Source organism: Imperialibacter sp., from assembly GCF_040222385.1.
Lineage (GTDB): Bacteria > Bacteroidota > Bacteroidia > Cytophagales > Cyclobacteriaceae > Imperialibacter.
Window position 1 is genome coordinate 125,414 of record NZ_JAVKDF010000039.1, and the last position, 26,295, is coordinate 151,708.

The window sequence follows — 26,295 nt, forward strand, 5'->3', positions numbered from 1 at the left end:
TAAGTAGGTGCCCGGGTTGGAGCAGTCATTGACCGTAGTGATTAGTGCCTCACTGTAGCCAGTACTTTATTGCACCAGCCATTCATTCTGCTCCTCAATGATCATGGCAAGGCAGAGTGCAGCCATCTTAAGCTTTTGATCAGCTGGCAGATCAGGCAGTATCCACACGTTTCGCTTGGGAGTAGCCTGCACGGCACCAATTTCAACGTCTCCCTTGTAGATGGCGAAGCCTACCCAGAGGGTGAAAGGAGCTACTCTGCCATTGTCCATCCGCTTGACAGGCACCAGCTTGTATTCCTCCGTATCGGTTTTGATAGCGCCGGTAAAAACACCATTGGCTACCGAAGCCGCCAGTCCCCAGGTGAGCGTGTCAGCGCTGGAGGTGATAAGAGCTGTTACATTCTGCGAACCCTGCGACATGGTAATGTTGGGGAACCAGGAGTTTTGGGAGCTTTGTACCAGTCCGTCTTTCGACATATTGACGATGGCCGTGTCGCCAGCTCCGTTGATCATGGTGAACGCCAGCTGCTGGCTGGAGGAAGAAATAGTGCCCTGCACATTGCTTCTGCTATTGGTAGTAAGCCACCCGGCCTTGGCATAGACAATTTTATATTCATCAAAGTAGTAATAGGGCACTGCTTTCATGCCTTTATACTTCACCTGCTGAGGCTGTGCTTTGGTGCTAAGCGAGGAGTCGATTTCCATGATCATTTGGGCATTGACTGTTGAAAGTAATGCCACGCATAGCAGGGTGGTTGCTACGAATTTTATCGAAAGAGCGCTCATAATGTACTTTTAGATAAGGTTGTGAGTTGATGTCTGCAATCGGCAGCGAATATGGCAGTCTTGCATGGAATTGTCGAATGTTGAGATGCAATATTTTTTGTAGCTCATACCCCACGCCCTGTCCCCTGACAGGGTGTTATAGAATATGTGTAGGGCCTGTTGGGCGGCAGACCAGAGAGGAACTTGCGGATGCAAAGGAATGCTTGAACAAAAAAGCATAAAATATTGTAACCTTAAGGTGTCAATGTGCTATCTTTGGGTTTCAGTTTGTCTTTTTCACTTAAACGTCTAAAAAATGGGACAAGTAAAAAAATCGAGTGCCGACCAGGTGGATATGCATCGGAGGCTATTGTTCGGCTCCATGCTGCTGCTATCGCTGGTTTTTGGCATCAAGACCGCTCTTTATTTGGTGAACGGTGCTACTACTAACTACCTGAATGTGGTAGCCAAGGTTGTGGTAGCTGTTGCGTTGGTTTTGCTGGGCATTACTGTGTTTTGGAAGCTAAGGTTTGTTCCGGGAAAGGATCGGTATTACCTGCTTACGTCAACGGATAGTTTTGTAGCTCAGGTGATGAACAGGGCCTGCAGGATCTCCTGGAGCCTGACTTTCTCAATGCTTTGCCTCACCATGATGTTCACCAGCAGGGATAGCTCGTTTTTTCCAACGGAATTCTACCTGAACCTCGCTGCCTTCTTTATGCTGGCCACTTTCAGTGTTAGTTTTTTCATCCTTTTTAAAACAGAAGGAGACGAGGAGTTTAGCTCGATGGACACATGAACGAGAGGCTTGAAAACCGCATTCATGTGTTGCGGGCTGAACACCGGATGAGTCAAAGTGACCTGGCCAATGAGATCGGCGTGTCGAGAAAGACGATCAGTACCATCGAGGTGGGGCGATTTATTCCTTCCACAGTCATTGCCTTGAAAATTGCCAGGTATTTTAAGGTGCCGGTTGAGGAGATATTTATGTTGACGGAGGGAGAGTAGTGGGTAACTTTAAGGCTGATCGGGTTGTCTGCGGTTATGTCGGCTTGTGAAGAATGGCGCTTTCAAAGTGGTCGACAAGTTCCCCCCAAGCCTGATCCTTTATAGGTGGTTAGGAAGTGTATAAAGGGTCTATTGGGGGACAGAGCAGTGAGAGGGAGGCCAGGTTTTGCTACTGGTTGTTTTTATTTTGTAGAGCAAGCTAAAAGCTTGATTTGCAACAGCCATAAGTTATGCTATAGTTAGAATTTTGCGAGTAGAGAAAATGACGTTTTTACTTTTTTATCTATTTGAAAGAGATACTTTTGGGAAAAGTTTTAGACTTATTGGTGTGAAATTATCAAACTTGTTCTCTGTGTTATTCATTACTTCCGTTGGCTCGATTTTGATTGTCAGTTGTGGGAAAGATGAGGAAGAACCTAAAGTCCTTGTTCCGGGGATTCTTACTATCACACCCAATATTGGGCTGGAGGGGGATACCGTTAGAATTCTGGTGGAAGATTTTGACGGTATTGGAGAAAGTTGTGAAGTATATTTTTCCGGTATAAAGGGAACCAAAATCGGTTTTGAGGGTGATAATCTTGAAGTAGTTGTGCCCTCTGGAGCAGAAACAGGTATGGTCTCAATTGCGGCCGATACAATTGAATTGGAAGGCCCAGTTTTTACGTATCTCCCGGTCATTGATGAGATAGACCGCCTCATTCAACGTGTTGGGGATACGGTAAGGGTTTCAGGAAGGCATTTTGCTGCCATCGCATCTGATAACCAAATTTTATTTAATGATAGCCGACCTACAACGCCAATTTCTGCTAGCAGAAACAAAATGGAAGTAGTTGTACCTTCAGACGCATCTTCAGGAAAACTGACACTGGCTGTTGAAGGAAATGATGTCAGGAGTGATGATGAGCTTCTTATTGTTGAACCAAAGGATTTTCCCAGAAACGGGTTGATATTCTTTGCCCCTCTAGGAGTTGATGCAAAGTCGGTTGTCGGCAGTATAGTTGGTGCCGACAAAAGTACAAAAACAGTTGATAGGTTTGGTGTTAAGAACCATGCAAGAGCTTTTGATGGAGTTACTAGTAATATTAGTTACAACCGAAATATTCCCAGTACGCCTTCAACAATCACCTATTCAGTGTGGGTTAAAACAGAAGAGTATAATGATGGGGAAATTCTGTTTAATAATGGATACCGCTTTGATTTGAGGAACGATAAGTTTAATTCTTCTTATGATATTAGGACTGGAATATCTAGTCGAGTCATCGTTGATGTGCCGTTTTACGAATATCGAAGCGGTTGGGTAAATCTTACGGCATCATATGACCTTTCTACTGCAAAAGTTTATCTTAACGGCGAGTTAGTATATACTAAGAGTCTTGAGGGAATAGAGATATACGATTTTCCTAATTCAATGATCTTGGGCAGTCTTTCTTCGTCCAGCTTTTTTTTGGGTGATATCGACGATATTTTAATCTACAATAGGATACTAAACGATGGAGAAATTTTGCAGCTCTTCGAACAAAATGTAACCGCTTTCATGATGTAGAAGTACCTTTCTGTAGATAGGATATAGTGAAAAATAGACATGGCTCCCTTAGTCTGCCGCAAGTTTAGCACTAGTGTAACTTGTGGCAATCCTTTCATGAAGCTTTCAGCTTCTCTCCCCACTTCACTCCATCATTCCCCGGGCTTCTTGCTGGTTCGAGCATCTCGCTCAGAGCTTCAAATCTATCCTTTTCGCTGCTTCGAACTTGCAGCTCGAACCCTACCACAGCCCAAATCAACCCCCATCCCCCCTCCGAATCAGCACCCAGCCCAGCGATCCCGTCGTAGCGATCATCGCAAGCAGCATGGCCAGGATGCCCCAGGAAAAGTCGGCCTGTTCAGTAACGATTTGATAGCCCCAATAGCCACTAACTCCGATGCCTCCAAGGGCTATCAGGATACAGCCAAGGCCATAGTAGATAGCGAATTCACTGCGAGTCTTTTGATTCATGTATTGGTTATTCAATGCTTAGTACCTCACTCCACTGGTTCGAGGGTCTCGCTCGGATCTTGTCACCCACCTCGCTACCGCCTTTATCAATGGCATTACCTTTTTCTTCGACTCTGAAAAAAAAGGTTATTGACGTTGTTAAATTTACTGTTTATTTGAAATTTAGATAAGTTAATCTCTTTAGATAAGAGAAAAAGAAATACTCCTCTTGAAAGTAATTGTCGAGAAAGAAAAGATCACTAGATATTTGCTTAATACTGACCATCCTGACGGAGGATCTAAAGCCTATTTTTTCATCAAGAATGGTTTTCACGCAAGTTATTGGAGGGTTTTTGAAGAGGCCTTGTTAACCCATTTCGTGCAATCTCAGTCATCAAATTCGAAGGAAACAACACCTTTTGGCATGAAATACATTTTAACAGGGTAAAACCCCGCACAGGGAAAGTGTGTTGATTAAAAGTGTTTGGTTCAAGGAAAAAGAAGCCGATTTTCTTAAATTAGTCACTGCATATCCTTTTTAGCGATGATAGAGAATTTTGACAGAGTAGTTTTGAAGGAAGATTTGCCTGAGCGTGGCTTGGTGAAAGGTGATATTGGTACGGTCGTAATGATTCATGACAACCGGAAAGGGTATGAAGTGGAATTTTTCACTCTGATGGGCAAGACCCGAAGTGTGGAAACGCTCAAAGCCAATCAGGTCAGATCTGTCAAGGCCAATGAGGTGGCACATAGCAGGGAAATTGCCTAGCCACATTTTTTGCAAAATATTTCATAGAATAAATTCCTTCACCCTGCCAGGGGCTCTTCTGGTCGACCAGGTTGGTGGATTCCTTGTTTCAGCGTTTCGCCACTACTGTACCTTTCAACTATTAATTTTTCCGGGCCAATCTTTTGAGCCAAGTTTTGGTTTTGTCAGTTAAGCTAGCGACTCCTTTAGAAAAGGTGCTTTTGGATATCGAGTTTTTAAAATATGCGTAATAGAAGAAGCGAGACACTTCAATGACTGTGATCCAAGTGGACACTTGAATCATCTAAAGGTCAATTTTTCATCTTGGGTAGTAAATTGTGTTGTATCGACACAATGAAACCACTACCTTTAGAGAACGGGGGCAGGCCTCCCATACTTAAACTACATACCAATGAAGAAACACTTACTGAATAGGAGAGCCCTTGGCTTTCTGCTGGTGCTTGGGGTCACGGTGAGCCTGGCCAATACTGCCTCAGCGCAATTTCGCCGCAATCCGGTGGTGTCGCCGGAAATACATGCCGACAATAAAATTACTTTTCGGGTGTATGCACCCAATGCCAACGAAATCACTTTGTCGGGTGATTGGATGGGGCAGGGCAAAACCGAGCCCCTTGTCAAAGGAGATACCGGACTGTGGGCGGTTACTGTCGGCCCGCTGGAGGCTGAGCTGTATGGCTACAACTTCACGGTCGATGGGGCGTATGCGCTGGATGCTTCCAATGCCCTGGTGAAAAGGGACGGTGTGCGTAACATCAGCTTCTTTATGATCAAGGGCAAAGGCTCGGATCTGTACGAGCCAAAGCACGGCCCCAAAGGCATGGTGTCGAAGGTTTGGTACGAGTCGCCAACACTTGGCCTCACCCGACGCATGTATGTGTATACCCCACCCGGATACGAGAACAACAGCAAAGAGACCTACCCTGTCTTTTACCTGCTGCATGGCGGCGGTGGCGATGAAGACGCTTGGACGGAACTCGGCCTGACGCCCACCATCATGGACAACCTGATCAATTCCGGCCAGGCCAAGCCCATGATTGTGGTAATGACCAATGGCAACCCCGATCAAACAGCAGCCAGCATTGAGGCCCCTGCCAAACTCCCAATCCAGGAAGGCCAGGGCGGCTTCGGTATGGCGAACAAGAAATTTGAGCAAAGCCTGGTAAAGGATGTAATTCCCTATGTAGAAAGTCATTATCGTGCGAAGAAAGGAAAAGAGAACCGGGCTTTATCGGGTCTCAGCATGGGAGGGTGGCAAACGCTCAATACCACGTTCGACAATCCAGCCATGTTCGACTACATCTGCGTGATGAGCATGGGCTTCGTGAAGGACAGTCCTATGCTGCCTAATAATGGCGACGATCGTGACAACGATATTGAGGCGTTAAAAAAGGCGAGCCCTAAAGTGTATTGGATTGCCTGCGGAAAGGACGACTTCCTGTACGATAGTGTGGTCAACCTGCGAAACACACTCGACAAGCATAACTTTAAGTACAAGTACCTGGAGAGCACCGGAGGCCACACCTGGACCAACTGGCGTATTTACCTGTCGCAGTTTGCGCCGGTGCTGTTTAAGTGAACTAACACCATGGAGCCCGGTTTGGGGTCTCCTGAAAGGGACCCTGAACGGGCGATGTGGATAAACGATGCTACCAATGAACAAATCGATCCTTTTACTGGCCATGTTGATGTGCGCCGGTAGTTTATATGCCCAATTCCCAGCCAGGGAACCGACACCCAACGATACCCTTCAATCAGTTCGCCAATTGAAAAATGGTAAAGTGGCGTTGAGCATTTATGCGCCCAAAGCGTCTGAAGTAAGGGTGAGTGGCGACTTTCCCGGAGGCTTCCCCGGATTGGTTTTGCAAAAGGACGAGCAGGGCGTTTGGTCAGCGACGACCAGCGAAGCACTGCTGCCCGATGTTTATACCTACGACTTTACGGTGGACGGACTGAAGGTTTTTGATCCCAAAAACCCCAGGTCAAAGGAAAGCAACAGTGGTTATTCTAACCTGTTTGAAATAGCAGGACCTGGCAATGACTTTCAGGCACTCAAAGACGTACCACATGGAAAAGTGGAGATGGTTTGGTACAAATCGACTGCGCTGGACGGCGTTACCCGACGGCTGCACGTGTACCTACCACCCAACTATGACCAAATCAGCAAAACGAAGAAGCTGCCTGTGCTGTATCTGCTCCACGGCGGAGGCGACAATGACGCCAGCTGGACAACGGCCGGCCGTGCCAACCTGATCCTCGACAACCTCTACGCTCAGGGGAAACTTGAGCCTATGATCGTGGTAATGCCTGCTGGTCACACCCATATCCAGGGCTTCTTTATGGGTGCAGGTGATCAGCAGGATCCGTTTTGCCGGGATTTTGTGCAGTCCATCATTCCCTTTGTGGAAAAGACTTATCCGGTTTCTGCCAAAAGAGAACACAGGGCCATTGCCGGGCTTTCCATGGGAGGCATCCAAACGGTGAACCTTGCCCTCTGGCACCCCGACCTTTTTGCATATGTGTTTCCTCTGAGCACCGGCTACTTCCCTCCAAACATTGCTGAAATCAAAGAAAAGTATGCTGATGTAATGACCAACAAAGAAATCAACAACTTCAAAAAGTTTAAGATTTTTATGGGGGGTGAAGCCGACATCGCCTACCAGAACAACCTCAATATGATGGCCATGTTTGATGGCTTTGGGATCAAATACGAATACGAAAATGGCAGTTACGCCCACACTTTCAGGGAGTGGAGGCGTAACCTCAGAGACTTTGCCCCCTTATTGTTTAAATAAAAGAAGACCGACGTTTAAAAAATCATAAAAATGAAAAATAACAAGCTCTTACTTATCCTGTTTACAACCCTTATCGGGTTTGGTTCCTATGCCCAGCAGTCGCTGTTTGGTGGGCAACAGATTGTTTCACCGGAAATCCTCCCTGACAATTCAGTGACGTTCCGTTTTATGACCCCCAATGCCGACACGGTGAAGGTGACAGGTGACTTTTTACCTACGGTGAAAATAAAGACAGAAAGGGGCGAGTTTGATGCACCGGGCAGCGCATTGCTGACTAAAGGTGAAAACGGTGTCTGGTCGTATAAGACCGGCCCATTGAGCTCAGAGTTATACAACTATTCCTTCATCGTGGATGGTCTCAGGACAATTGATCCCAGTAATCCTTTTATCATCAGGGATGTGGCTTCGCTGACCAATTTGTTCATCATTGGTGGAGGCCAGGCCGACCTTTATAAAGTGATGGATATTCCGCACGGTACCGTAACCCGTCGCTGGTACGATTCGCCGGGACTGAAAATGGATCGCAGGCTCACTATTTATACACCGCCGGGGTACGAAAAATCGACAGAGAAATATCCTGTGCTGTATCTGCTGCATGGTGCCGGTGGCGACGAAGAAGCATGGATAGCGCTGGGCCGAACCGCCCAAATCATGGATAACATGATTGCACAAGGCAAAGTAAAACCGATGATTGTGGTGATGCCTAATGGTAATGTCATCCAGGATGCAGCTCCGGGAGAAGGAAGTGAGGGGTTCTACAAGCCGCAGTTCATGGTTCCCAAAACAATGGACGGCACTTACGAGGCTAATTTTATGGACATCATTAAGTTCACTGAAGCGAACTACCGGGTAAAGGCAGACAAGGCCAACCGGGCCATAGCGGGGCTTTCCATGGGAGGCTTTCATTCACTACACATCTCCCGCTATTTCCCCAACACGTTTGATTATGTGGGGCTGTTTTCAGCCGCTATCATGTCGAGAGACGATGCCACAGGCAAAGTATATTCTGACTTCGACGGCACATTGAAGAAGCAAAAAGACAATGGTTACAAACTCTACTGGATAGGCATCGGCAAAACCGACTTCCTTTACAAAGCCAACGAAGAGTACCGGGCTAAGCTGGATGGCATGGGTATGAAGTACCAGTATGTGGAATCCGAAGGAGGGCATATCTGGAGAAACTGGCGGGTTTACCTTTCGCAGTTTGCGCCGGTGCTGTTTAAGTAGAAACTGGTTTTTACTCGATTTATGGTTTCAGGTCTGCTCTTTGGGGCAGGCCTTTTTTTGTTTCCCTGGAATGCAGTTTTTCATTTGAATCCCTTTAACTGCAGTTTAACGGAGCATGAATTCTTTAAATATTATTTGACATTAATAAAAGATATATTATTATTGTTTATCAATAATTAATTTCCGCATAACATGAATAAGCTTCGCATCATTCGCATCATTATTAAAGCCAGCATGGGCTTGCTGATTTTAGGGATGGTGTTCGTTACCATCTTCTTTGCGTCGATGAAGGAAGGTGTGTTTATCGAGATCGAACAGCCGCATTGGGTAATCAAATCGGATCAATTACAGGAAGTGTTGAGATCGCAGTTGCCTGTTCCGGATAAACCCATGTTACTTTCTGTGGAAACGCTGGAAATGATGCTGCCGGTACATCTCAATCTAAGGTTGATTGTGATCGCAATGATGTTTATGGTGTCGGGCTATATGCTCTGGATACTATGGCTCATAGCAACAATCATTCATGATGTGATGAAGGGCACACCGTTCAACCTGAGCAGTAGCAAGAGAGTGAAGCTTATCGGTACGCTGGTTGTGCTTGCTCCTTTGGGCGAGTGGATACTCAATGTCTTTTTCTCGTTTTGGATCGATAATCGATTTCATTTCGAAGGAATGACCCTGGAAACAGACGCCAGTCTGGGCTGGCCGGTGTTCATTCTTGGGTTGTTGATTGTGGTGCTGGGTGTAGCCTTCGAGCAGGGCCAAAAAATACAGGAGGAAAACGAACTGACAATTTAGGGAGAGCACTTTCAATACGGTTCTGTTCAATTCTTAAATAGCTTGTGGTTGTAAAATTGATGATATGAAAAAACTCAATATTGCCCAGGGTGTCATCACCTTCCTGATATTGTCGCTGTGGCTGGGCGTGGCTGTAGGCACTGTTTCTCTGGTGACAATGAAAGAAGGAAGGTATTACGAGATAACCGAACCCCACCTCAGGGTGCAGTCGGACGTATTGCAGAAAAGCCTTGGCGAAACCCTGGCGGGCAGTATTCCAGAATCGTTCAAAATCAGGGTAGACACTATGAAATTAAGCCAACCAATTGACGGAGGTTTAAAAGCACTACTACTTTCGATTGTATACCTGTCTGTTGGATACCTGACCTATGTGCTCTTCGTTTTCAAAAGCATTATCAACGACGTGAGAAGAAGCAACTCTTTCAATAAGGACAATATACAAAGAGTGAAATTGCTCGGTTTGCTGATTGTTATTGCTCCATTTGCCAATTGGCTGGTGGCGAAGGCCATGGTGTGGTGGCTTGAATATAATTATCTGTTTGAAGGACTAAAGGTTGTTTCAGACTCGTCTTTTGACTTTACCGTGTTTCTAATGGGCCTCATCATCATGGTGCTGGGCGTAGCATTTGAACAGGGGCAGGAAATTCAACAGGAAAACGAACTCACTATCTGATGCCGATTATAGTCAATCTCGATGTAATGATGGCGAAGCGGAAGATCCGTTCCAAAGACCTGGCCGACAGGCTGGGCATCACCGAAGCCAATCTTTCCATACTCAAAACGGGGAAGGCGAAGGCAGTACGGTTTTCTACCCTGGAGGCAATTTGCCAGATACTGGATTGCCAGCCGGGGGATATTTTAGAATTCAGGGAGGAGGAGGGTTAGGGATTGTAGCTTGAAGGCTCCATGGTTTTGATATAGAAAAGCCCATCAAAAACATCAGGCCAAATCGCCAACTCATTGCCATTACCATAAGGTTTGGAAATGAAGGGTTGTGACATCCAGGGTGCGAGATCGCTTCTGTAGTTAACAAACCCAAAGTCATTCCCGACTTCACCGAGCAGGTCCTCTATGCTGCCGTCCAATGGCTCGATCAAATCAACTGCTTTCCCTTTTGTCCAGTCGTTTAATTTTCCTCCATAGGCTGTAAAACCAATAGTGTAAATGTGACTGTTGTTAGTTTCATGCGTGTAATTGCCCATAGTTATAAATTCGGGAGCCAACAGTGGGAATTTATCGGTTTTCACATCATATACTGCCACCTTATCCAAGTTTCTCGAAAGGTGAGTGGTGGCACCCCAAACGATGATCTTTCTGTCGCTGAATTTGTTGATCATCCAGTTCAGATTGCCTCCCATATATTTGTCTCGTGCGTTACCAGCCTTCTTATAATCCTTTTCTACTGCCAGAAGTTGCGTGAATTCTGCGTAGCCCAGGGTGCTTTCACAGACCTGCACCCAAAAGTCTCTTTGGGACAAAAGAGGAAGTTCGCCATTTTGGCTGAACGTCTGAAGCTTTGTTATCAGGTTGGTAAGCCCATTGTCGATGAGCTCGAAATCGATATCATCGAGCACTGTGGGGGCATCATAATAGCTGAATAAAGTCACCAGCTCTCTGCTCAGGTCTGTCCAGCCTGATGAAGCGGCAAAAGCAGCATCATTATTTTTCAGGAACGCATTAAGATCCGTGGTGAAATTGCTTTTGTAGTTGCCAAAGAACTGAATATCGAATCCTATTAATTCCAAAGGAGTCACGTCTCCATCCCAGTAGTTGAATACGGGATAAACCTCAGAGGTAGCAGACCAAAGTGTATTGATAGAGTTGCGGGCTGCCTCCATACCTTTGGTACCATTTTCAATTTTTGTCCATGCTTTGTGGCAGTCGTAAAGACCACTTTCCCAGGCGATCATGTCAAATCCCATTTCCTGATGCAGAAAGCGGATAAGTCGGGCCTTGGCTTTGAAGGTCGAGCCATCTCCATGCGACATTTCTCCGAGCATTACCACTCTTTTGCTTCCAATGACATCCTTGAGGAAGGCCAGATCTGAGTAGTCCTCATCAAACGGGTCAATGCTTCGAGGAACGTACGTGTTTTGTGTAAGCCAGTCAATTCGCTCTGCTCGTTCAGCGATACTAATTGCCGCAGGTGCCTCGGCGAATATTGGCATGTCATCGTCAGTCGCAGGCTCTTCTGAGTCGTCGGAATTCTTGCAAGCAAACAAGAGAGTTGTGAAACTGAGTACAAGTAATACAGGTTTCTGGAAACAGAGCGAACGTATTTTCATGGTCAGGTAGTTTTCGGTGGGTCTCTGGAGAAGAAACAGCTTAGAAAAAACTTACCATTACTATTTTTTTCGATTGAATCTCCTTAGGCAGGTCTGTTACCCCTTCACCAAATACTTATCCAGCCATCCTACCACCAGCTTTCGCATCTCAGGCAGCTCTTCATGCGGGCAGTCGAACAGCTCGATGAGGCAATCTTCTTCCCGGCCATGTTGCTTGTACAGCGGCAGCAGATAGTCTCTGATTTTCTCCACACCGGCAGGCGGAGTCAGCAAATCCAACCGTCCATTCAAGCTGAGGTGGGGCCGGGGAACTATCAGCTCGTTAATGGTGCTGGCAGAAAAATGTTTGAGTATTGAAGGCACATAATAGTAGATACCATGGCCACTGAGATTGCCGATTTTCATCAGCTCGTCAAAGTCGGTGAGGCAGCACAGGTCGAGGCAGGTAGTGATGCGGGTGTCGAGCGCCGCCAGCCACCAGGCTTTGGTGGCCCCCATCGAGAGCCCGAACACGCCCACCCGGCTGGTGTCGGCTTCCGGCCGGGCCAGCAGGTAGTCGAGGGCTTTCATTTCGTCCCACAGCATCATACCAAAAAGTGTTTGCCCTTTCCATAGCATTTCCTTGAAAGTGTCGGCTTCGCCAAACGCTCCATTTTTCAACCGGTTCCTTTCGCCAAAGCACCAACTATCGATGGCCAGGGTCATGATGCCCTTTTGCGCATATACTTCTGCATAGGCCGGCATCACAGTTCGGCCGTTAAGCAATTCTTCTTTTCCTACTTCATAGGTGCCAAAGTGGGCATGGCAATAGAGCATGCAGGGTGCTTTGCCTTTCAGGTTGTCAGGCACGAGTAGGATGCCAGGCACCTTCTCCAGCCCATTGAAGTCGAACTGCAAGTACTCCAGGGTGTAGCCGTTGCGCTTTTCTTTTCGAATTAGTTGCGGAGGCTTGGGCGCATGCCGGGTGGGCAAGTCTCCCAATAGTTCAAGGAGCTTTTTGCGCTGGGAGGCCTGGTAGTCGGCGTAAGATGTGTCTTGAAGGGGCATAGATAGAACGAATTGATTAAGCGGTAGTATCCCGGCCAGCGAAGCAGTTACAGATTTCTTGATGAATATTCTTCGGGCATGAAGCATACGCTTGTTTTTTGCTATTGGAAGGTAAGCATTTTTTAAACACGTTTTTATCTGCGGCAAACGGTGTTGTTTCACAATTTCCAATGGCACCTTTTGCTTTCACGATGAGTAAACTTTACTTTCCGGTAGCAACTGCGTTATTATACCTAACTAAACAACTCAGAGGATCGGTTCTATGAAGGACACCGGCGGCAGGCCTATTACAGGTGTGCTCAATGCATTTATTTTTTTGGCAAAAAAGAGCTTGTCGAGCCTGCATTGCGAGCAAGCTTTGGCGGTGCTGGTCTTTGCCCTGATGGTAGCCTGTAGTTCTAAGGACAAGAGGGAGATTGAGCGTAATCTGGCATCAACGCACAGCTTTTTGTCCCCCGTTTCGTTAGCAGATCAAGAAAGAAATGTAGGAGAATACCAGCGAGCTTATGAACTGTACGATAGCCTGGCAAAAGTATTAGGGCCGGAAGAAAAAGTGTATGCTTCCATCAACGGGGAGCTATGCCGTTTCTTGTCCAATGATACCCTTAGTATGTTTTCCCTAGATCGTTTACCAGGTGCCGTTACTGCCAGTCAAAAGGTAGCAGAAAGTCTCCTTCAGGGCATTTTTGAAACCAGAAATGGCCGCTCTGGCCTTAAAGACTTTTATCATGCCGGGGCATTGCTTCGGTCTGACGATAAAAAGGAGACTTTCGAGTATTTTGCCATGTTGGAGCAGCTTGCCTGGTGTCATCAGATGGTGCACGGCGAAACTGATTCATCTTATTTCTATTACAAAAAAGCGCTGGATATGGCTGGCGATTTTGAAGTGCTGTCGCCCCATATTCCACGACTTCTCGTGCAGCTTTCGGAAGTGGCCATTACCAATAGGGATTTTGTAGCAGCCCTTGGCTACACAGAAGATGGCTTAAGACAAAAGCCTCACAACAAAGATCTTCATGAGTTGCTGATTCTGAAGGCAACACTGATGCGACGAATGGAGAAATTCGATTCGGCCACTTACTACTATCAGTTGGCGGACGAAAAAGTCCAATTGCAAGCAGACACCGCTAGCCTGGCCAAGCTTTTGAGGGAAAGAGCGCTTCATGAAATGATCGTGAATAACGACTCTTTGTTCCGCCTCCAAATGATGCGTCTGGAAAGTTTGCCTGCGCACTTTGCAAGCAATGCCTGGATTAGCTCCGACCGTTTGTACGGCTTTTATCACTTTCTAAGGGGAGATGCTCAGGCAAGTATCGATGCCTATGAGAGGGCTGTGGCACATTTTTCCAGGCAAAAGCTTCCTGATATTGTTCAAACAACAGAGGCGTTTTGGGTGCTGTCATACTTGTACCGGCAATTAGGACAGTATGACAAAGCGGAGAAGAATATTTTTGCAGGCATCGTCTACTTTTCACCCTACAAAAATGCCCCTTTCTCCTGGGAGGTTGTGACATCGCCCGAAGTCTCCAACCGGGGTTTTAATTTCGTGAACTATCAGCAACTGGCGGAAATCGAGTTGCAACGCTATAAAGACAGGTCTTCTGATCAGGAGAGCCTAAGGCGATCATTTGAAATATATCAGTTGATCGATTCGCTGATGTTCCAACAAATCAGGGCTGTTGAAGAGGATGCGCTGCTGATGTTTTTGCGCATTGGCCGGATGGTTTATTCCGGGGCTATTGAGGCGAGCTTTCATTTGCATCAGCTTACGCAAGACACAGCTTTCCTGAACCAGGCACATATGTACATGGAAAGGAGCAAAGGACTGATTACCTACCAGGACTTGCTTGCCAGGAACCAGGAATATTTTTTGGAAGTGCCGGAGGAATTCAGGACAACGGAGCTTCAACTGAAAGCCCAGATAGCCGCCATGAAGAGGAGCTACGCTTACGATTCAAGGGAAATGACTGCACTGCTAAGAAAGGCCGACGACTACTATGCCGACATGCAGGACAAATACCCGAACTACTACAAAGCCAAATATCAGATAAACCCGGATTCCTACACTCATTATGCCGACATGGCCGACGCCCGTGAAGCCACCTTTGTGCAGTATTTTGTGAATGACGACTATGTGTATGCCTTAAGTTACGGCGGCGAGGGCCGATTTGAGCGAGTTGAGGTGGATGCGCCTTTTACGACAGCTCTTAATGTGTTGGAAACGCAACTGGCGAAGCTGCCCAATCGACAGGGTGGGGCAGCAAAAGAAGCCTTTATGGAATCCTCGGCACTGTTGTACAACAAGTTATTAAGGCCGCTAGGTAATATCCAAAAGTCTCTTCTGGTCATTCCCGACGGTGCGTTGGCTTATCTTCCATTTGAAGTGCTCGCAACGGAGGTGGCTGTTTCATTTCGGGATGCACCTTATCTGATCAAGACCTGTGAGGTGAATTATGCGCCGAGCTTGCAAATTTATGCTCTTAATCAAGGTAAAAACGGACTTCCTACAGATGAGGTTGTTGCCTATTCGTTTACAAAATCACTGGGTGAGCTTGATGCACTGCCCGGCACAAAGCGGGAAGTCGCATTGCTCGGTAAAGTGTTTTCAGGGAGTGATGTTCAGGTGAGAACAAATGAGGAAGTAACCCGACAAAGGTTGATTGACGACATGGTGGCGGCGGGAGATATTATCCACCTGGGTTTACATGCATCGTCCAGTTTGGCTGATAAATTGGAGAATAAGATTGACTGCTATTCTCCCACAGGCCTTGATCAGGATGCCCTGTATGGGTACGAAATTGCACCCTTGTCGATCAAGGCGCATACAGTGGTGCTCACGGCTTGTCAGTCGGCCTTTGGGCCCGTGGTGGAAGGAGAAGGTACGTACAGCCTGGCCAGGGCATTTAAACAGGCTGGTGTAGCCAACGTCGTAGCGTCTTTGTGGAACCTTTCCGATGGCACAACCTCCTCTTTGGTTGGGAGTTTTTATGAAGGGATAAGTCAGGGGGAAAGTGCAGCCACCAGCCTGTCTCTTGCCAAGAGAAAATACCTGAAAAATGCGGACGAGCTTATGGCTCATCCGCATTTTTGGTCAGGGCTTGTTTGTCAGGGGCAATAGCTGAGCAAGGTCTCAGAGCCGTGGTTCTATATGTGCAGCTCTGGTGATGTATAGTCCAAGCGTAGGGTCGTAAGTAACGGGGGCATCAAGCGCCACGCCGTCTTCATCCGGTGAGTAGGGGCGCCAGGCACCCCTTGGCTCACTATTGTTTGGGCCTTTCTGTCCATCACAAACATAATAACCAACAGAAAAATCAGGGAGAATGAAAGGGTAGAAGCGCATTTTGTTGAAAGTGAAAAATACCTCAATCCTCCCTTTGGCTGAGTTAGTAGTTGACGTAAGTACCCGTTTTGGGCAACCATAAGGGCCGAAAATTTTTCTGTCGAGGATAAAATCCTTTGTGTAGGTGGGGTCGTTGCCCATGCTGACGAGGAAAAGACCCTGTGTGTCGACTCTTTCGCCGTCCACAACCTGTGCTTCTTCAAAATAAGCCGGAATTGACATCGGGGTAAGAACAAAGCTGGAACCTGGAATTTCTAGCTGATAAGCAAAGGCGTACACAGGCATTCCCATCAGGTCATACTCGTACAAGTCAACAATGGGAATTACTGGAGTACCGCCAGTGACGGGTGGCGCAGCTGAGGCGGTAGCTCTGCTACTAAAATGGTCTTTTCTTGTGTACAGATTAATAGTCGGCATAATGATTAGTATTAGTTTATGTTCAAGGTAAAGAAATAGGAACGATAGTGAAATACTTACTTTTAAGGAAAGTGGACTTAACTGATATGTTTTGAGTTGTTCAGGCTGGTGGCCTCGTGAACAAATGCTTGAAGTGACGGTTATTGTGTAGTAGAATGACGAAACTACTCGTCATGCATACTATTTTATCACATTTCAAACGTTTGTTTGAATAATCTTGCTATATTTCGATCTCGATTTGAACCAATAAACTACACGTTATGAAAATGAACATTCTTAAATGGGCGAAGATATTTAGCCTGCCAGCCATGGCGCTTGGTCTCCTTGTTTTCACCGGTTGCGGTGGCGATGATGAAGAAGCGAAGCCAACAATGGACATTGTGGAGCTGATTAGCTCTGATAAATACAAGCAGGCCTCTGGAGCCGATGAAGAAGAGTCACTTGACTCTCTTGTTAAGTATTTAGGTGTGTATCCTGATCTGATTGAGTTGCTGGGCGGCTCTACTGAATATACGCTTTTTGCGCCAAGTAATACTGCTTTCAAAAGCCTTCTTGCTACGCCAGGGTTCCCAAAAGACATCACAGACATTAACCCTGAAATCGTAAAAGGTGTATTGTCTTATCATGTTGTGTCCGGCACCAAGCTGAAAGCCGATTTGACTGCGGGAACCTCAGTAACAACAGCGGAAACAGAGGCAATTGTTGTGAATGCCGATGGTACGCTGAAAACAGGTTCTACTAATCAGGCCATCGAGTTTGTTTCAGCTGATTTGAAGGCAACCAATGGCGTTGTACATTTAATGGCTACTGTATTGATTCCACCATCGGTGGGCAGTTCTCTTACGCCCATCCTTGGGACAAATGCAGGCACGCTTTTACTAGGCGCTCCCTTTAGTACTTTAGCAGCTGGAATTAAACTAGCTGATACTTACGCAGCTGCAAATGAGCTACCGACATTGACTTCTATCCTTGCTGGAGGCACTGTCCACACAGTTTTTGCGCCAACCAATGAAACTTTTACTGCAGGACAGATTACTGCCAATACGTTTACAGGCCAACAATGGTATGGAATCATTGCTAATCATGTGGTTCTTTCAGATGTGACTCCAGCAGCATTGACAGATGCAACTGCTTCTACCACGGGGAAAAAATATAATAGTGCTTTGACCAAGGACGGAGTCAACTATAACCCATTGTATTTTTACTACAATTCAGCTAACAAGCAGGTAGGAGTTGGTATTTTCATCGACAGCAACAGTGATTTCAATCCTGCTACTGGAAGTGGCTTCAATGCTGAGATTGTTGTACCGGATGCTGCTACAAACTCAAACGGCCGAGTACATGTGATTGCCGGGGTACTTTCTCCACCGCAATAATTTTGGAAACAACATTAGCGCAAAAAGAAAAGGCCGGATCATCCGGCCTTTTTTATTTTCTCTTATTGATATTCCAATAACAAGGGGACAAAAGCTTCTACATAAGGAACCACGCCTGTGTAATGGGTAAATCCTTCTAATGGAGTCAGAGAGAGTACAGACGTTGGCGTTCCATTTTCTATCAGCTTATTATAGCTATCCACTGAGTTCTGATAAGGTACGGTTACATCGGCTGTGCCGTGAAACATGTAAGTTTTAACAGTTGGTATCCAGTCGGTGAGACCATTGTCGTTAAAGCCATCCACCAAATACTGATAGTCCGGATTGCTATCGATGTTCTCAAGCAAATCGCTCTGTACCAAATCAGTAATTGTGTAGCTCAGCTCTTCGTTAATCTGGCCGCCATTTTTACTACCGTCAAATAGCGTCGGTATTTCGGTTGCATAAGGCTCGTTGAAGAAGTTGGACAAAGGTTCTGTCCAGTCGTAGTAGGTTTGGTAAGCCAGCGCCACATAAGCCAGGAAAAACGGGTTGTCGTAGGTTTCAAGCCCGAAGAAATATTCCTGCATGCCTTTGACGTCGTAGCCTCCCGACGAAGGGAACGATGCCAGTAGATCGAATCCGTCGAGGGGATTATTTTCAATGGACTGTTGCGCTGCCATAGTTGCATATCCTCCCTGAGAGTAACCTGCAAGAAAAAGTTGGGTATCGAACTTAATGCCTTCCTGTTGTGCCAGCTGGTGAGCTGCTTTCAGCGCATCTACAACCGCCGTTGCAGTTGCTTCTTTTACATAATATGGGTGTAGAACCTCCTTCGATGCTCCGAAACCAATGAAATCAGGAACGACCGTAATGAATCCTGGACTCGCCATAGCAGCGTAAAGAATGAGAGAAGTGCTTTGAAGAGAGGAAGAAGAAGGGGCTTCGGCATTGGAGGCTATGGTGCCATGCTGAAAGCTGATCATGCTGACTTTCTCTTCAGTATCAGGCAAAATGACCACACCTGAAGCGGTAATTGTTTGCCCCTTATAAGTTGTTTCGTACGTGATCTTGTAAATGTCAACACTGTAAATAAACCGGTCAGTTGGGATGTCAATACCAGCGGCGGCAACAAAAGTCTTCAACTCTCCAGCGGATCTGCTTAAGAAGGGGGTTGCCTCCTTTAGGTTGGTATACTTTACCGATGGCCCTCCGTCGTCGTCTTTTTGGCACGAGGTGATGACGAGCAACAGAATAAACAGGAAACTGAGTAGGTAATTCTTTTTCATAGTCGTGGGCTTAAATAAAAAAGGCTGTCAAATTAAAGACAGCCTTCATGGGCAAATTGTTGTTACGTTAATTCATTAGTTCATCAAAAGTGAGCGATACATAGTAGATGGCGCCAATATTGGGACCGCCTAAGCTCTGGATATAGTAGGTGTTAAGTATGTTGGAACCGCCCACTTTAAGCATTGATTTGATATTGGGCAATTTAAAGCTCATTTGGGCATCGACTGTTGTGTAAGCAGGCACCATTCCAAACGCAGGTGCTACGAAAGACGACTGCCATTCGAACTCAGTTTGCCACCTCATGGCCACGTTGAAGCCAATTACGTCAGTAAGCTTGCGGTTGGCAAACGACACGTTCACTTTGTGCTCTGGCGTGTTGTACTCCGCAAGGAAGTTTTCCGGCACATCGTTCAGCACATTCCAGCTATGGTTGGCTGAAATGGTATATCCCCGGCTTAAATTGTAGGTAAGCCCAATAGCAGTGCCCTGTGACGTTACGGTTTGATCAATATTGGTATAAATCTGAAAAGTGTTCAGGTCGGTCCCGTTCAGAATTGTAGCATAATTGGGTGTGCCCACAAGGTCTGGGCTAGGTGCTGTTGCCTCAGTAAATGCCGTGGCCTTTCTTACTCGTATTTGAGAAATAAAATCATCGTAAATATTATAGTAGAAGCCCGCATCAATCATCAGCTTATTCTGAATCAGGGTTTTGTAGCCAATCTCAAACGACTTTACCTGCTCAGGCTTTACAGGGTTGAATGTTGTTACCGGCGTTAACAGGGCAATGTTGGCAGGGTTGAAGATCGCTGCTGAAGTCGCCCCTTGATTGAATACCGCTGTCCCGTAGTTTTGAACAGAAAAGCCTTCATAACCCAGTGGAACTCCGGTGCTTGACAGTTCGGTAAGATTGTACTTCTCAGCATATCTTGGGAGCCCCCCCAGTAGCCTGGCACTAATGATGCTAAGGTCGATATGCTGCCCCTGCGTGGTCGGAATTCTGAAGCCAGTTTGAAAAGAGGCTCTCAGGTTGTGATTCTCTTTTACTTTCCAAACGGCAGAAAGCCTCGGGTTCACTCGCCCTTTGAAGTTCTGGTTTTTGTCGTAGCGAACAGAGCCTGACAGTTTCACTTTGCGTTCACCTATCCACTTGCCAAACTGCGTGTAAATGCCTTGCTCTGCAATGGTGATAGGCGCATCTGCATCATCAAAAATGGTTCCGCCAGAATTGAGCTCATATAACCTGTAGCTGGCGCCGACCTGCAGTTCCATAAAGTCGATCTCGTTTTTGAAGTCGTACTGAGCTTCTGCATGGTATAGGTTGGTGCGGTCGTTGAATCCCGGCCCTTTTGGAACCACACCAACCAAAGCCCTTTTCTTTATGTCCTGAAATTCCTTTGAATTAGGATCAAGGACAAAAAGATCGTTGAAAACACCCCTTGCGTAGGCATGGCCCGCCTGCTGCACCTGAATCCTTTCAGCATCAGATAGCGCATTGACGTCGCCCGGAGCGTAACCTGAATTGTACAGATATCTAAGGTATTCTATACCATAATTGCCTAAGGCGCTAGAAACATCAAAATTGGGATTGACCCTAGCAGCAGCCAGGTCGTTGACCCTTTTTGCCAAAAACTCAGTGATATATGAATCGCCTGAGTTCTCTCTGGTTGTATAGGCACGCACATAAAAATTGTCACCTCTCAACTGCAGGCGGTGCTGCATTATGCCGAAGTTGTTTAGCGAATACCTTTGGGCACCAGTGTAGATACTTGTTCCCCAGCCTCCGTTGAACAGGTAACTCAATTCCATTCTATCGTTAAGCCGGTAGAAAAGCCCTATGCTGGCTTTCTTATTTTCGGCGCCGTAATCGATGAGATCAACTTCTTTGTACGGAGTAACCGACACTACATTACTAGGAAGGTCGCCAGCTGCGGCATAGGTTTGGGCAGAAACTCCTGGCTCAAATACGGCATTTCTGGCCAGCACATTCCAGTTGGCGCTGAGAGGGAAAATAGCGAGGTTAATCGATGCTTCGTCCCCCATATAGTGCAGCCGATCCGATCCTGGATTGGACGTAAAACCTTCGGGTGTTCTGGCTATTTCCCTGTCTACATCGCTGGTGCCGTGCCAGTCCTCGGCTTTGCTGTAGGCCAGGTTTACTTTGAAGGCGAACTTATTATCAAATGACTTAGCGTAACGAAGGGCACCTTCATAAAGTGGGGCGGCGTCATGACCTGATTTTTCCCCGCCTCCCAGGTGGTTGACACCCACTTTTGAGAAGGCGCTCAACCCCTGATACTCGAAGGGGCTTTTACTGTTCACGAGAAGTATGCCATTGAAGGCGTTAGGGCCATATAACGCAGAGGAGGCTCCTGGAATCAGCTCCACACTTTCTACGTCTAGTTCCGAAGGGCCATTTAAGTTGCCAATAGGGAAGTTAAGCGCTGGTGCTTGTGTGTCCATACCGTCGGTGAGCTGCACAAATCTGGTGTTACCGGTGTTGGCAAACCCTCTGGTATTGATGATTTGGAAGTTGATGCTACTGCTGGTAACGTCCACACCTTTTAGTGCAGCAATGCCTTTGTAGTAGTTGTCAGAAGCGGTCGACTGCACCGCCAGGATGTCCATCTTCTCGATTGATACCGGCGACTCAAGGATGCTCTCTTCAACACGGGAAGCTGAAATCACCACCTCCTGCCCGAGCATCGTTTGCTCCTGCATCTTGATGTCAATATTGCTCATGGCCGCATTGCTCACCACAAACTCCTGTGTGGTATACCCTATATAGGATATTTGAAGTGTAAAAGGAGGGGCATCGCCGACGCTGAGTTTGAAGTTACCATTGATGTCAGTTACCGTACCCAATACCTTGCCCTTCACAAGGATGTTGACACCGGCAAGTCCGTCGCCATTGGCGGCATCAGTTATTTTGCCCGAAATGCTGGTTTGAGCTATCGCCGTGGAGGCAGCGAATAAAAACAGAAATAGTAAGTTTAAGTAAGTAGTAGTCTTATTCATAGGGTCATGTTTAGCTAATCCTTAAATCTAAATCTTTTTTTGAGAATTTGGCAAAGTGATTCTCTGTATGGGCCTTTTAAAATAGGACCTAATCTGTAAGCTTGTCCAGGCTGGCAATAATAAAGATATAACTATTGCACAAACTTGAGCTATCGACCCGGCAAAATGTGACACACGGATTGCCTCTTGATGGGTAATTGCCTTAACTTATGAACTCATTAAACACCCCTTGCAATGAAAGCCCTTGTGCTGGAAGCTTACAATCAATTTACTTATAAGGAAGTAGCCGACCCGAAGATCGCCGACAACGAAGTGCTGGTGAGAGTAAAAGCTGCCGGAATATGTGGCAGCGATGTTCATGGCATGGATGGCAGCACTGGAAGAAGGCTTCCACCCGTTATCATGGGGCATGAGGCTGCTGGCGAAATAGCAGCGGTGGGGAGCGATGTTACCAACTGGAAGGCAGGCGATAGGGTCACTTTCGATTCTACCATTTTTAAGAAAGATGACTGGTTTACCCGGCAAGGTCATTACCAGCTCAGTGATGGCAAAATGGTGGTGGGCGTGTCTACACCAGATTTCCGAAAAGATGGTGCCTTCGCAGAATATGTGGTCTTGCCTGACCACATTCTTTATAAGCTTCCCGACGCTATCTCATACACACAGGCTGCTTTTGTGGAACCAGCGGGGGTAGCGCTTCATGGCATCGAAATCACCCAACCCTCCATGACCGATATCGTGGTGGTAGTGGGAGTAGGAATGGTGGGCTCCTTTGTGCTTCAGCTGCTGAAAATCAGAGGCTGCCGGAAGGTGATTGCTGTCGATATCGACGACTTTAAGCTGGAGCTGGCCAGGAAGCTTGGCGCCGACCACGCCTTTCTGCCGAATGATCCAAAGTTGATGGAAACAGTGAAAGGCTTGACCGACGGACGTGGGGCAGATGTAGTCTTTGAGGTGGTAGGAGAGGAGGACAGTGTGAATACCTGTATCTCTGCTGTTCGCAAAGGAGGCAAAGTGACGCTGATTGGCAACGTAACACCCACGATCAATTTTCCTGTGCAGTCGGTGGTAACCCGGGAGATAAGAGTGCAGGGATCGTGCGCCATTAATGGCGAATATCCTGCGGTGCTGGACTTGATCGCTTCCGGTCGCCTGGATGTAACAAGTATTTTATCGGCGGAGGCTCCTTTATCCGAAGGTGCCGCCTGGTTTGATCGATTATACAATAAAGAAAAAGGCCTCATGAAAGTGATGCTAAAGCCCTAAGAAAAATGGAGAAAATTAGAGTAGGAGTAGTTGGAAGTGGAAAAGCCGCAGGCATGCATGCCGATGGCATTATGAATATCAAAAATGCCAGTCTTATGGCGATTCATAGCCGACGCAAGGAAAGGGGCGAGGCTTTTGCCGGGAAGTATGGAGCCAAAGCCTATCAGGATATTGCCGACATGGTTGCGGCTGAAAAGCTGGAGATGGTTACCGTTTGTTCGCCTCACCCTAACCACCTTGAGGCGGTGGAAGCGGCCATGAGCGGGGGTGCTCATGTGCTGGTAGAGAAACCGCTGGCTTCTACGCTGGAAGATTGCGATGCAATGATTGCGGCTTCAAAAAAATATGGCAAAAAGCTGGGCATGGTGAGCCAACGCCGCATATTGCCCGCTTCACAGAGAATCAGAAAGGCCATTGACGCTGGAAAGATAGGTACACCTGCGCTGGGAATAGCTCAGTTGCTGGGCTGGCGGGGCGAAGAATACTATAAAAGCGACCCCTGGAGAGGTAGCTGGGAGCATGAGGGTGGCGGTGTGCTGGTGAACCAAGCCCCGCACCAAATCGACTTGCTGCAATGGTATATGGGCGGAGAAATGGAATCGCTGTACGGCGTATGGAACAATATTAATCACCCCTACATTGAAGTAGACGACACGGCGGTTGCTATCATTAAGTTCAAGGGAGGCGGTATCGCTAACTTGATTCTGAGCAATTCGCAGAAGCCCGGCCTCTACGGTAAAGTGCATGTTCATGGCTCCAATGGTGCTTCAGTAGGTGTGCAAACAGACGGTGGGGCCATGTTCATCGCAGGGATTTCAAAAGTGCAGGAACCACCCAAAACCGACCTTTGGACCGTGCCCGGGGAAGAAAGCCTGGTGGCACAGTGGGAAAAAGAAGATGTCGACTTGTTTCACAGAGAGGATCCGATTGAATACTTCATCAGGGCCCAGAACCAGGACTTCGTGGATGCGATCATCAATGACAGACCGCCAATGGTAGATGGAAAAGAGGGTAGAAAAACTGTCGAGATATTTACGGCCATCTACCGGTCAATGAAAGAGGGAAAGGAGATCAAGTGGCCGCTATAGCAACTGGTCAGTAGCCGTACGGCTGCATCATTTGTCTGATCATCTGCACCCTTCTCCCCAGGTGAGGATGCTGTAGCAATGGCAGAAATTGGTCGTGGGTGGTGTAAAACCCTAGATAGAAAAGCCAGAAACCCAGCGACAGGTGCGGAATCATGCTAAGCTCCGCCTCGCTCACGGTTTTGTGCGACTGGTAAGCATTTAGAAAGGTAGCGAAGGCTGCATCGGCGGCGTGTCGTTTTAGCTTGCCGTATTGCACGTCCAAATCCAGACTGACCTTGAAAGTCATAATGTCGTTCACCAGCCAGCCATATCCCATAAAGTCGAAGTCGAAAAAGGTGAACTGCCCGTTGTCGTCGATGTGGAAGTTTTTGGGCATGAAGTCGTAGTGGCAGTAGCCTTTGGAGAATGATGTGTCGTCTACATTTTTGATTGCTGTTGACGCTTTATTTGCTGCCTGTTCGAGCCAGCGGTAATCTTCGCTTTCGGCCCCAAGGTAGGGTTGGATGGCTTTTATGGGTTGCTGCAATGTCGTTTCAATATCGAATGTCCAGCGGGGGTAGGTAAGCATCAGGTTAGTCGATACCTCATGGAACCTTGCCATTTCAAAGCCTAATGTCTTGAGCTGGTTGTCATCCAACACCGACACAAATTGACCGGCAGCGTAGGAAAACAAAACACCATATTTCTTTCCCTCAGCAGCCTCAAAGGTATGGATGTGGCGTCCTTCGGTATCTGCTATCGGAATTGAAGCAGGTACTCCGGCAGCTTTTACCTGTAAAAGCAATTCGACTTCAGCGGCCACCTGTTCATAAGAACGGATATCGTGACGGTAAATTCTTAGGATATACTTTTGGTTCGAGACTTGAATCAGATAAGTGTCGCCTACACCTCTCAGCAGCAACTCACATTGCACCACCGACCAGTGATAAGCTTTTGCAATGTAATACCCCAAAGCAGAAGCCGAAAGGGTAGAATAGCTGGTTGGGAAGAGCGAGCTCATTGGGTGAAGGAAGTTTAAAAATGGGGAACAAAACTAAATAAAACTTTCCGCCCGCAATGCTCATGGTTGACTTTTCCTTTGTATGAAAACTATTGTCTGGCGACAAAAACCATAAAAAAGGAGGTGGCTATTTAGTCATCTCCTTTTCTTCCTTTAGTCGGTCGCTGTTCCTTAGATAGCAACCTTAGCGCCCATTACCTTTAGAAACTCTCTAATGAAAGCAGGGTGGGCAGGCCACGCAGGAGCTGTTACCAGGTTGCCGTCTACATAAGCACCATCCACTGGGATATTCTGGAATTCCCCACCAGCGATAGTTACTTCTGGCCCCACGGCTGGGTATGCGGTGAGTTTCCTTCCTTTGAATGATTCGGCTTGGAATATTGATTTCCGAATTTCTTATCTTTGTAACATGAGTCAAGTAATAGCATATCCAGATAACAAGGAGAAATTAGTTGCCTTAAAAGCTTTCATGAAGGCTTTGAAGATTTCCTTTGAAGAAAAGGACGCTGGGCAGTATAACCCTGAATTCGTTTCCAAAATCATGAAAGGAGACAATGACTTGAAAGAAGGAAAGGGTGTCAAGATCGACACAGATGATTTATGGAAGTAATTTACCTTCCAGAGGCCATTCTTGACCTTGCTTTTTGGAAGAAATCTGGAAACAAGAAAATCCAGCAGCGAATAACTATTTTGGTTAAAGCTATCCAGGTTGATCCATTTCAAGGAATTGGTAAGCCAGAACCATTGAGGCACAATCTTTCTGGAAAATGGTCGAGAAGAATCAATGCGGAGCACCGGCTTGTTTATACAATCGAGAATGACCTCATTTACATTTATTCTTTAAGGGGACATTACAAGTAA

26 protein-coding genes are annotated in these 26,295 nt (G+C 46.8%); 17 read left to right on the forward strand and 9 right to left on the reverse strand.

The features are described 5' to 3' along the window. Window positions 1-66: 66 nt before the first annotated feature. Entirely contained in the window at window positions 67-786 is a 720-nt protein-coding gene (locus RIG68_RS20280) for a hypothetical protein (protein ID WP_350126447.1), read from the reverse strand. Window positions 787-1,081: 295 nt separating this feature from the next. On the opposite strand from RIG68_RS20280, the gene RIG68_RS20285 reads away from it, so the two are divergent. The 3 genes from RIG68_RS20285 to RIG68_RS20295 all read left to right on the forward strand — a co-directional run bounded on the left by RIG68_RS20285 (window position 1,082) and on the right by RIG68_RS20295 (window position 3,316). After that, window positions 1,082-1,564: a hypothetical protein gene (locus RIG68_RS20285; RefSeq protein ID WP_350126450.1), complete on the forward strand. Its 483-nt coding sequence runs from the start codon at window positions 1,082-1,084 to the stop codon at window positions 1,562-1,564. Next, the gene (locus RIG68_RS20290; RefSeq protein ID WP_350126453.1) at window positions 1,561-1,773 is read left to right on the forward strand and encodes a helix-turn-helix transcriptional regulator; all 213 of its coding nucleotides are present in this window, start codon (window positions 1,561-1,563) and stop codon (window positions 1,771-1,773) included. The genes RIG68_RS20285 and RIG68_RS20290 overlap by 4 nt, the downstream gene beginning before the upstream one ends. A 328-nt stretch (window positions 1,774-2,101) precedes the next feature. Next, the gene (locus RIG68_RS20295) at window positions 2,102-3,316 is read left to right on the forward strand and encodes a LamG-like jellyroll fold domain-containing protein (protein WP_350126456.1); all 1,215 of its coding nucleotides are present in this window, start codon (window positions 2,102-2,104) and stop codon (window positions 3,314-3,316) included. 234 nt (window positions 3,317-3,550) lie between these two features. Here RIG68_RS20295 and RIG68_RS20300 read toward each other — a convergent pair whose 3' ends face one another. Next, window positions 3,551-3,766: a hypothetical protein gene (locus RIG68_RS20300; RefSeq protein WP_350126459.1), complete on the reverse strand. Its 216-nt coding sequence runs from the start codon at window positions 3,764-3,766 to the stop codon at window positions 3,551-3,553. 208 nt (window positions 3,767-3,974) lie between these two features. Between RIG68_RS20300 and RIG68_RS20305 the strand changes: the two genes are divergently transcribed. The 8 genes from RIG68_RS20305 to RIG68_RS20340 all read left to right on the forward strand — a co-directional run bounded on the left by RIG68_RS20305 (window position 3,975) and on the right by RIG68_RS20340 (window position 10,216). Next, window positions 3,975-4,193, forward strand: a complete 219-nt coding sequence (locus tag RIG68_RS20305) for a DUF6883 domain-containing protein (RefSeq protein WP_350126462.1) — start codon at window positions 3,975-3,977, stop codon at window positions 4,191-4,193. A 96-nt stretch (window positions 4,194-4,289) separates the two neighbouring features. Further along, window positions 4,290-4,514, forward strand: coding sequence for a DUF4926 domain-containing protein (locus RIG68_RS20310; protein ID WP_350126465.1), 225 nt, complete (start codon window positions 4,290-4,292; stop codon window positions 4,512-4,514). A gap of 391 nt (window positions 4,515-4,905) precedes the next feature. Beyond that, on the forward strand, window positions 4,906-6,090 hold the full coding sequence (locus RIG68_RS20315; RefSeq protein ID WP_350126468.1) for an esterase: 1,185 nt from the start codon (window positions 4,906-4,908) through the stop codon (window positions 6,088-6,090). A 76-nt stretch (window positions 6,091-6,166) separates the two neighbouring features. Then, the gene (locus RIG68_RS20320) at window positions 6,167-7,306 is read left to right on the forward strand and encodes an esterase (protein WP_350097866.1); all 1,140 of its coding nucleotides are present in this window, start codon (window positions 6,167-6,169) and stop codon (window positions 7,304-7,306) included. 30 nt (window positions 7,307-7,336) lie between these two features. Beyond that, on the forward strand, window positions 7,337-8,533 hold the full coding sequence (locus tag RIG68_RS20325) for an esterase (protein ID WP_350126471.1): 1,197 nt from the start codon (window positions 7,337-7,339) through the stop codon (window positions 8,531-8,533). 192 nt (window positions 8,534-8,725) lie between these two features. Then, complete coding sequence (locus RIG68_RS20330; protein WP_350126474.1) at window positions 8,726-9,331, forward strand: DUF2975 domain-containing protein; 606 nt, start codon at window positions 8,726-8,728, stop codon at window positions 9,329-9,331. A gap of 64 nt (window positions 9,332-9,395) precedes the next feature. After that, window positions 9,396-10,004 carry a DUF2975 domain-containing protein gene (locus RIG68_RS20335; RefSeq protein WP_350126476.1) on the forward strand — a complete coding sequence of 203 codons (609 nt, stop codon included), beginning with the start codon at window positions 9,396-9,398 and terminating at the stop codon, window positions 10,002-10,004. Further along, window positions 10,004-10,216 (forward strand): helix-turn-helix domain-containing protein, encoded by a 213-nt coding sequence (locus RIG68_RS20340; RefSeq protein WP_350126479.1) that lies wholly within the window; start codon window positions 10,004-10,006, stop codon window positions 10,214-10,216. Before RIG68_RS20335 ends, RIG68_RS20340 begins: the two co-directional genes overlap by 1 nt. Here the strand turns inward: RIG68_RS20340 and RIG68_RS20345 are convergent. Both RIG68_RS20345 and RIG68_RS20350 read right to left on the reverse strand, forming a co-directional pair. Beyond that, a complete protein-coding gene (locus RIG68_RS20345) occupies window positions 10,213-11,616 on the reverse strand; it encodes an erythromycin esterase family protein (protein ID WP_350126482.1) in 1,404 nt (467 codons plus the stop codon). The genes RIG68_RS20340 and RIG68_RS20345 overlap by 4 nt on opposite strands. A gap of 96 nt (window positions 11,617-11,712) precedes the next feature. Next, on the reverse strand, window positions 11,713-12,750 hold the full coding sequence (locus tag RIG68_RS20350; protein ID WP_350126485.1) for a dienelactone hydrolase family protein: 1,038 nt from the start codon (window positions 12,748-12,750) through the stop codon (window positions 11,713-11,715). A 175-nt stretch (window positions 12,751-12,925) separates the two neighbouring features. Between RIG68_RS20350 and RIG68_RS20355 the strand changes: the two genes are divergently transcribed. Beyond that, on the forward strand, window positions 12,926-15,781 hold the full coding sequence (locus tag RIG68_RS20355) for a CHAT domain-containing protein (protein ID WP_350126488.1): 2,856 nt from the start codon (window positions 12,926-12,928) through the stop codon (window positions 15,779-15,781). Window positions 15,782-15,793: 12 nt separating this feature from the next. Here the strand turns inward: RIG68_RS20355 and RIG68_RS20360 are convergent, their stop codons facing one another. After that, on the reverse strand, window positions 15,794-16,420 hold the full coding sequence (locus RIG68_RS20360) for a hypothetical protein (RefSeq protein ID WP_350126491.1): 627 nt from the start codon (window positions 16,418-16,420) through the stop codon (window positions 15,794-15,796). A gap of 266 nt (window positions 16,421-16,686) precedes the next feature. Here RIG68_RS20360 and RIG68_RS20365 point away from each other — a divergent pair, with 266 nt between their 5' ends. After that, the gene (locus tag RIG68_RS20365) at window positions 16,687-17,796 is read left to right on the forward strand and encodes a fasciclin domain-containing protein (RefSeq protein ID WP_350126494.1); all 1,110 of its coding nucleotides are present in this window, start codon (window positions 16,687-16,689) and stop codon (window positions 17,794-17,796) included. 62 nt (window positions 17,797-17,858) lie between these two features. Here the strand turns inward: RIG68_RS20365 and RIG68_RS20370 are convergent, their stop codons facing one another. Together RIG68_RS20370 and RIG68_RS20375 are read right to left on the reverse strand one after the other, a co-directional pair. After that, complete coding sequence (locus tag RIG68_RS20370; protein WP_350126496.1) at window positions 17,859-19,064, reverse strand: alpha/beta hydrolase family protein; 1,206 nt, start codon at window positions 19,062-19,064, stop codon at window positions 17,859-17,861. A 67-nt stretch (window positions 19,065-19,131) separates the two neighbouring features. Continuing rightward, window positions 19,132-22,080, reverse strand: coding sequence for a TonB-dependent receptor domain-containing protein (locus tag RIG68_RS20375; RefSeq protein WP_350126499.1), 2,949 nt, complete (start codon window positions 22,078-22,080; stop codon window positions 19,132-19,134). Window positions 22,081-22,314: 234 nt separating this feature from the next. Here RIG68_RS20375 and RIG68_RS20380 point away from each other — a divergent pair, with 234 nt between their 5' ends. Together RIG68_RS20380 and RIG68_RS20385 are read left to right on the forward strand one after the other, a co-directional pair. Then, the gene (locus RIG68_RS20380; protein ID WP_350126502.1) at window positions 22,315-23,346 is read left to right on the forward strand and encodes a galactitol-1-phosphate 5-dehydrogenase; all 1,032 of its coding nucleotides are present in this window, start codon (window positions 22,315-22,317) and stop codon (window positions 23,344-23,346) included. 5 nt (window positions 23,347-23,351) lie between these two features. Beyond that, window positions 23,352-24,434, forward strand: coding sequence for a Gfo/Idh/MocA family protein (locus RIG68_RS20385; protein ID WP_350126505.1), 1,083 nt, complete (start codon window positions 23,352-23,354; stop codon window positions 24,432-24,434). Window positions 24,435-24,441: 7 nt separating this feature from the next. Here the strand turns inward: RIG68_RS20385 and RIG68_RS20390 are convergent, their stop codons facing one another. Together RIG68_RS20390 and RIG68_RS20395 are read right to left on the reverse strand one after the other, a co-directional pair. Next, window positions 24,442-25,434 carry a phosphotransferase enzyme family protein gene (locus RIG68_RS20390; protein ID WP_350126508.1) on the reverse strand — a complete coding sequence of 331 codons (993 nt, stop codon included), beginning with the start codon at window positions 25,432-25,434 and terminating at the stop codon, window positions 24,442-24,444. Between the two features lie 171 nt (window positions 25,435-25,605). Continuing rightward, on the reverse strand, window positions 25,606-25,827 hold the full coding sequence (locus RIG68_RS20395) for a DJ-1/PfpI family protein (protein WP_350126921.1): 222 nt from the start codon (window positions 25,825-25,827) through the stop codon (window positions 25,606-25,608). Window positions 25,828-25,843: 16 nt separating this feature from the next. Between RIG68_RS20395 and RIG68_RS20400 the strand changes: the two genes are divergently transcribed. Further along, complete coding sequence (locus RIG68_RS20400) at window positions 25,844-26,044, forward strand: DUF2683 family protein (protein WP_350075261.1); 201 nt, start codon at window positions 25,844-25,846, stop codon at window positions 26,042-26,044. Further along, a complete protein-coding gene (locus tag RIG68_RS20405) occupies window positions 26,035-26,295 on the forward strand; it encodes a Txe/YoeB family addiction module toxin (RefSeq protein ID WP_350075259.1) in 261 nt (86 codons plus the stop codon). Before RIG68_RS20400 ends, RIG68_RS20405 begins: the two co-directional genes overlap by 10 nt.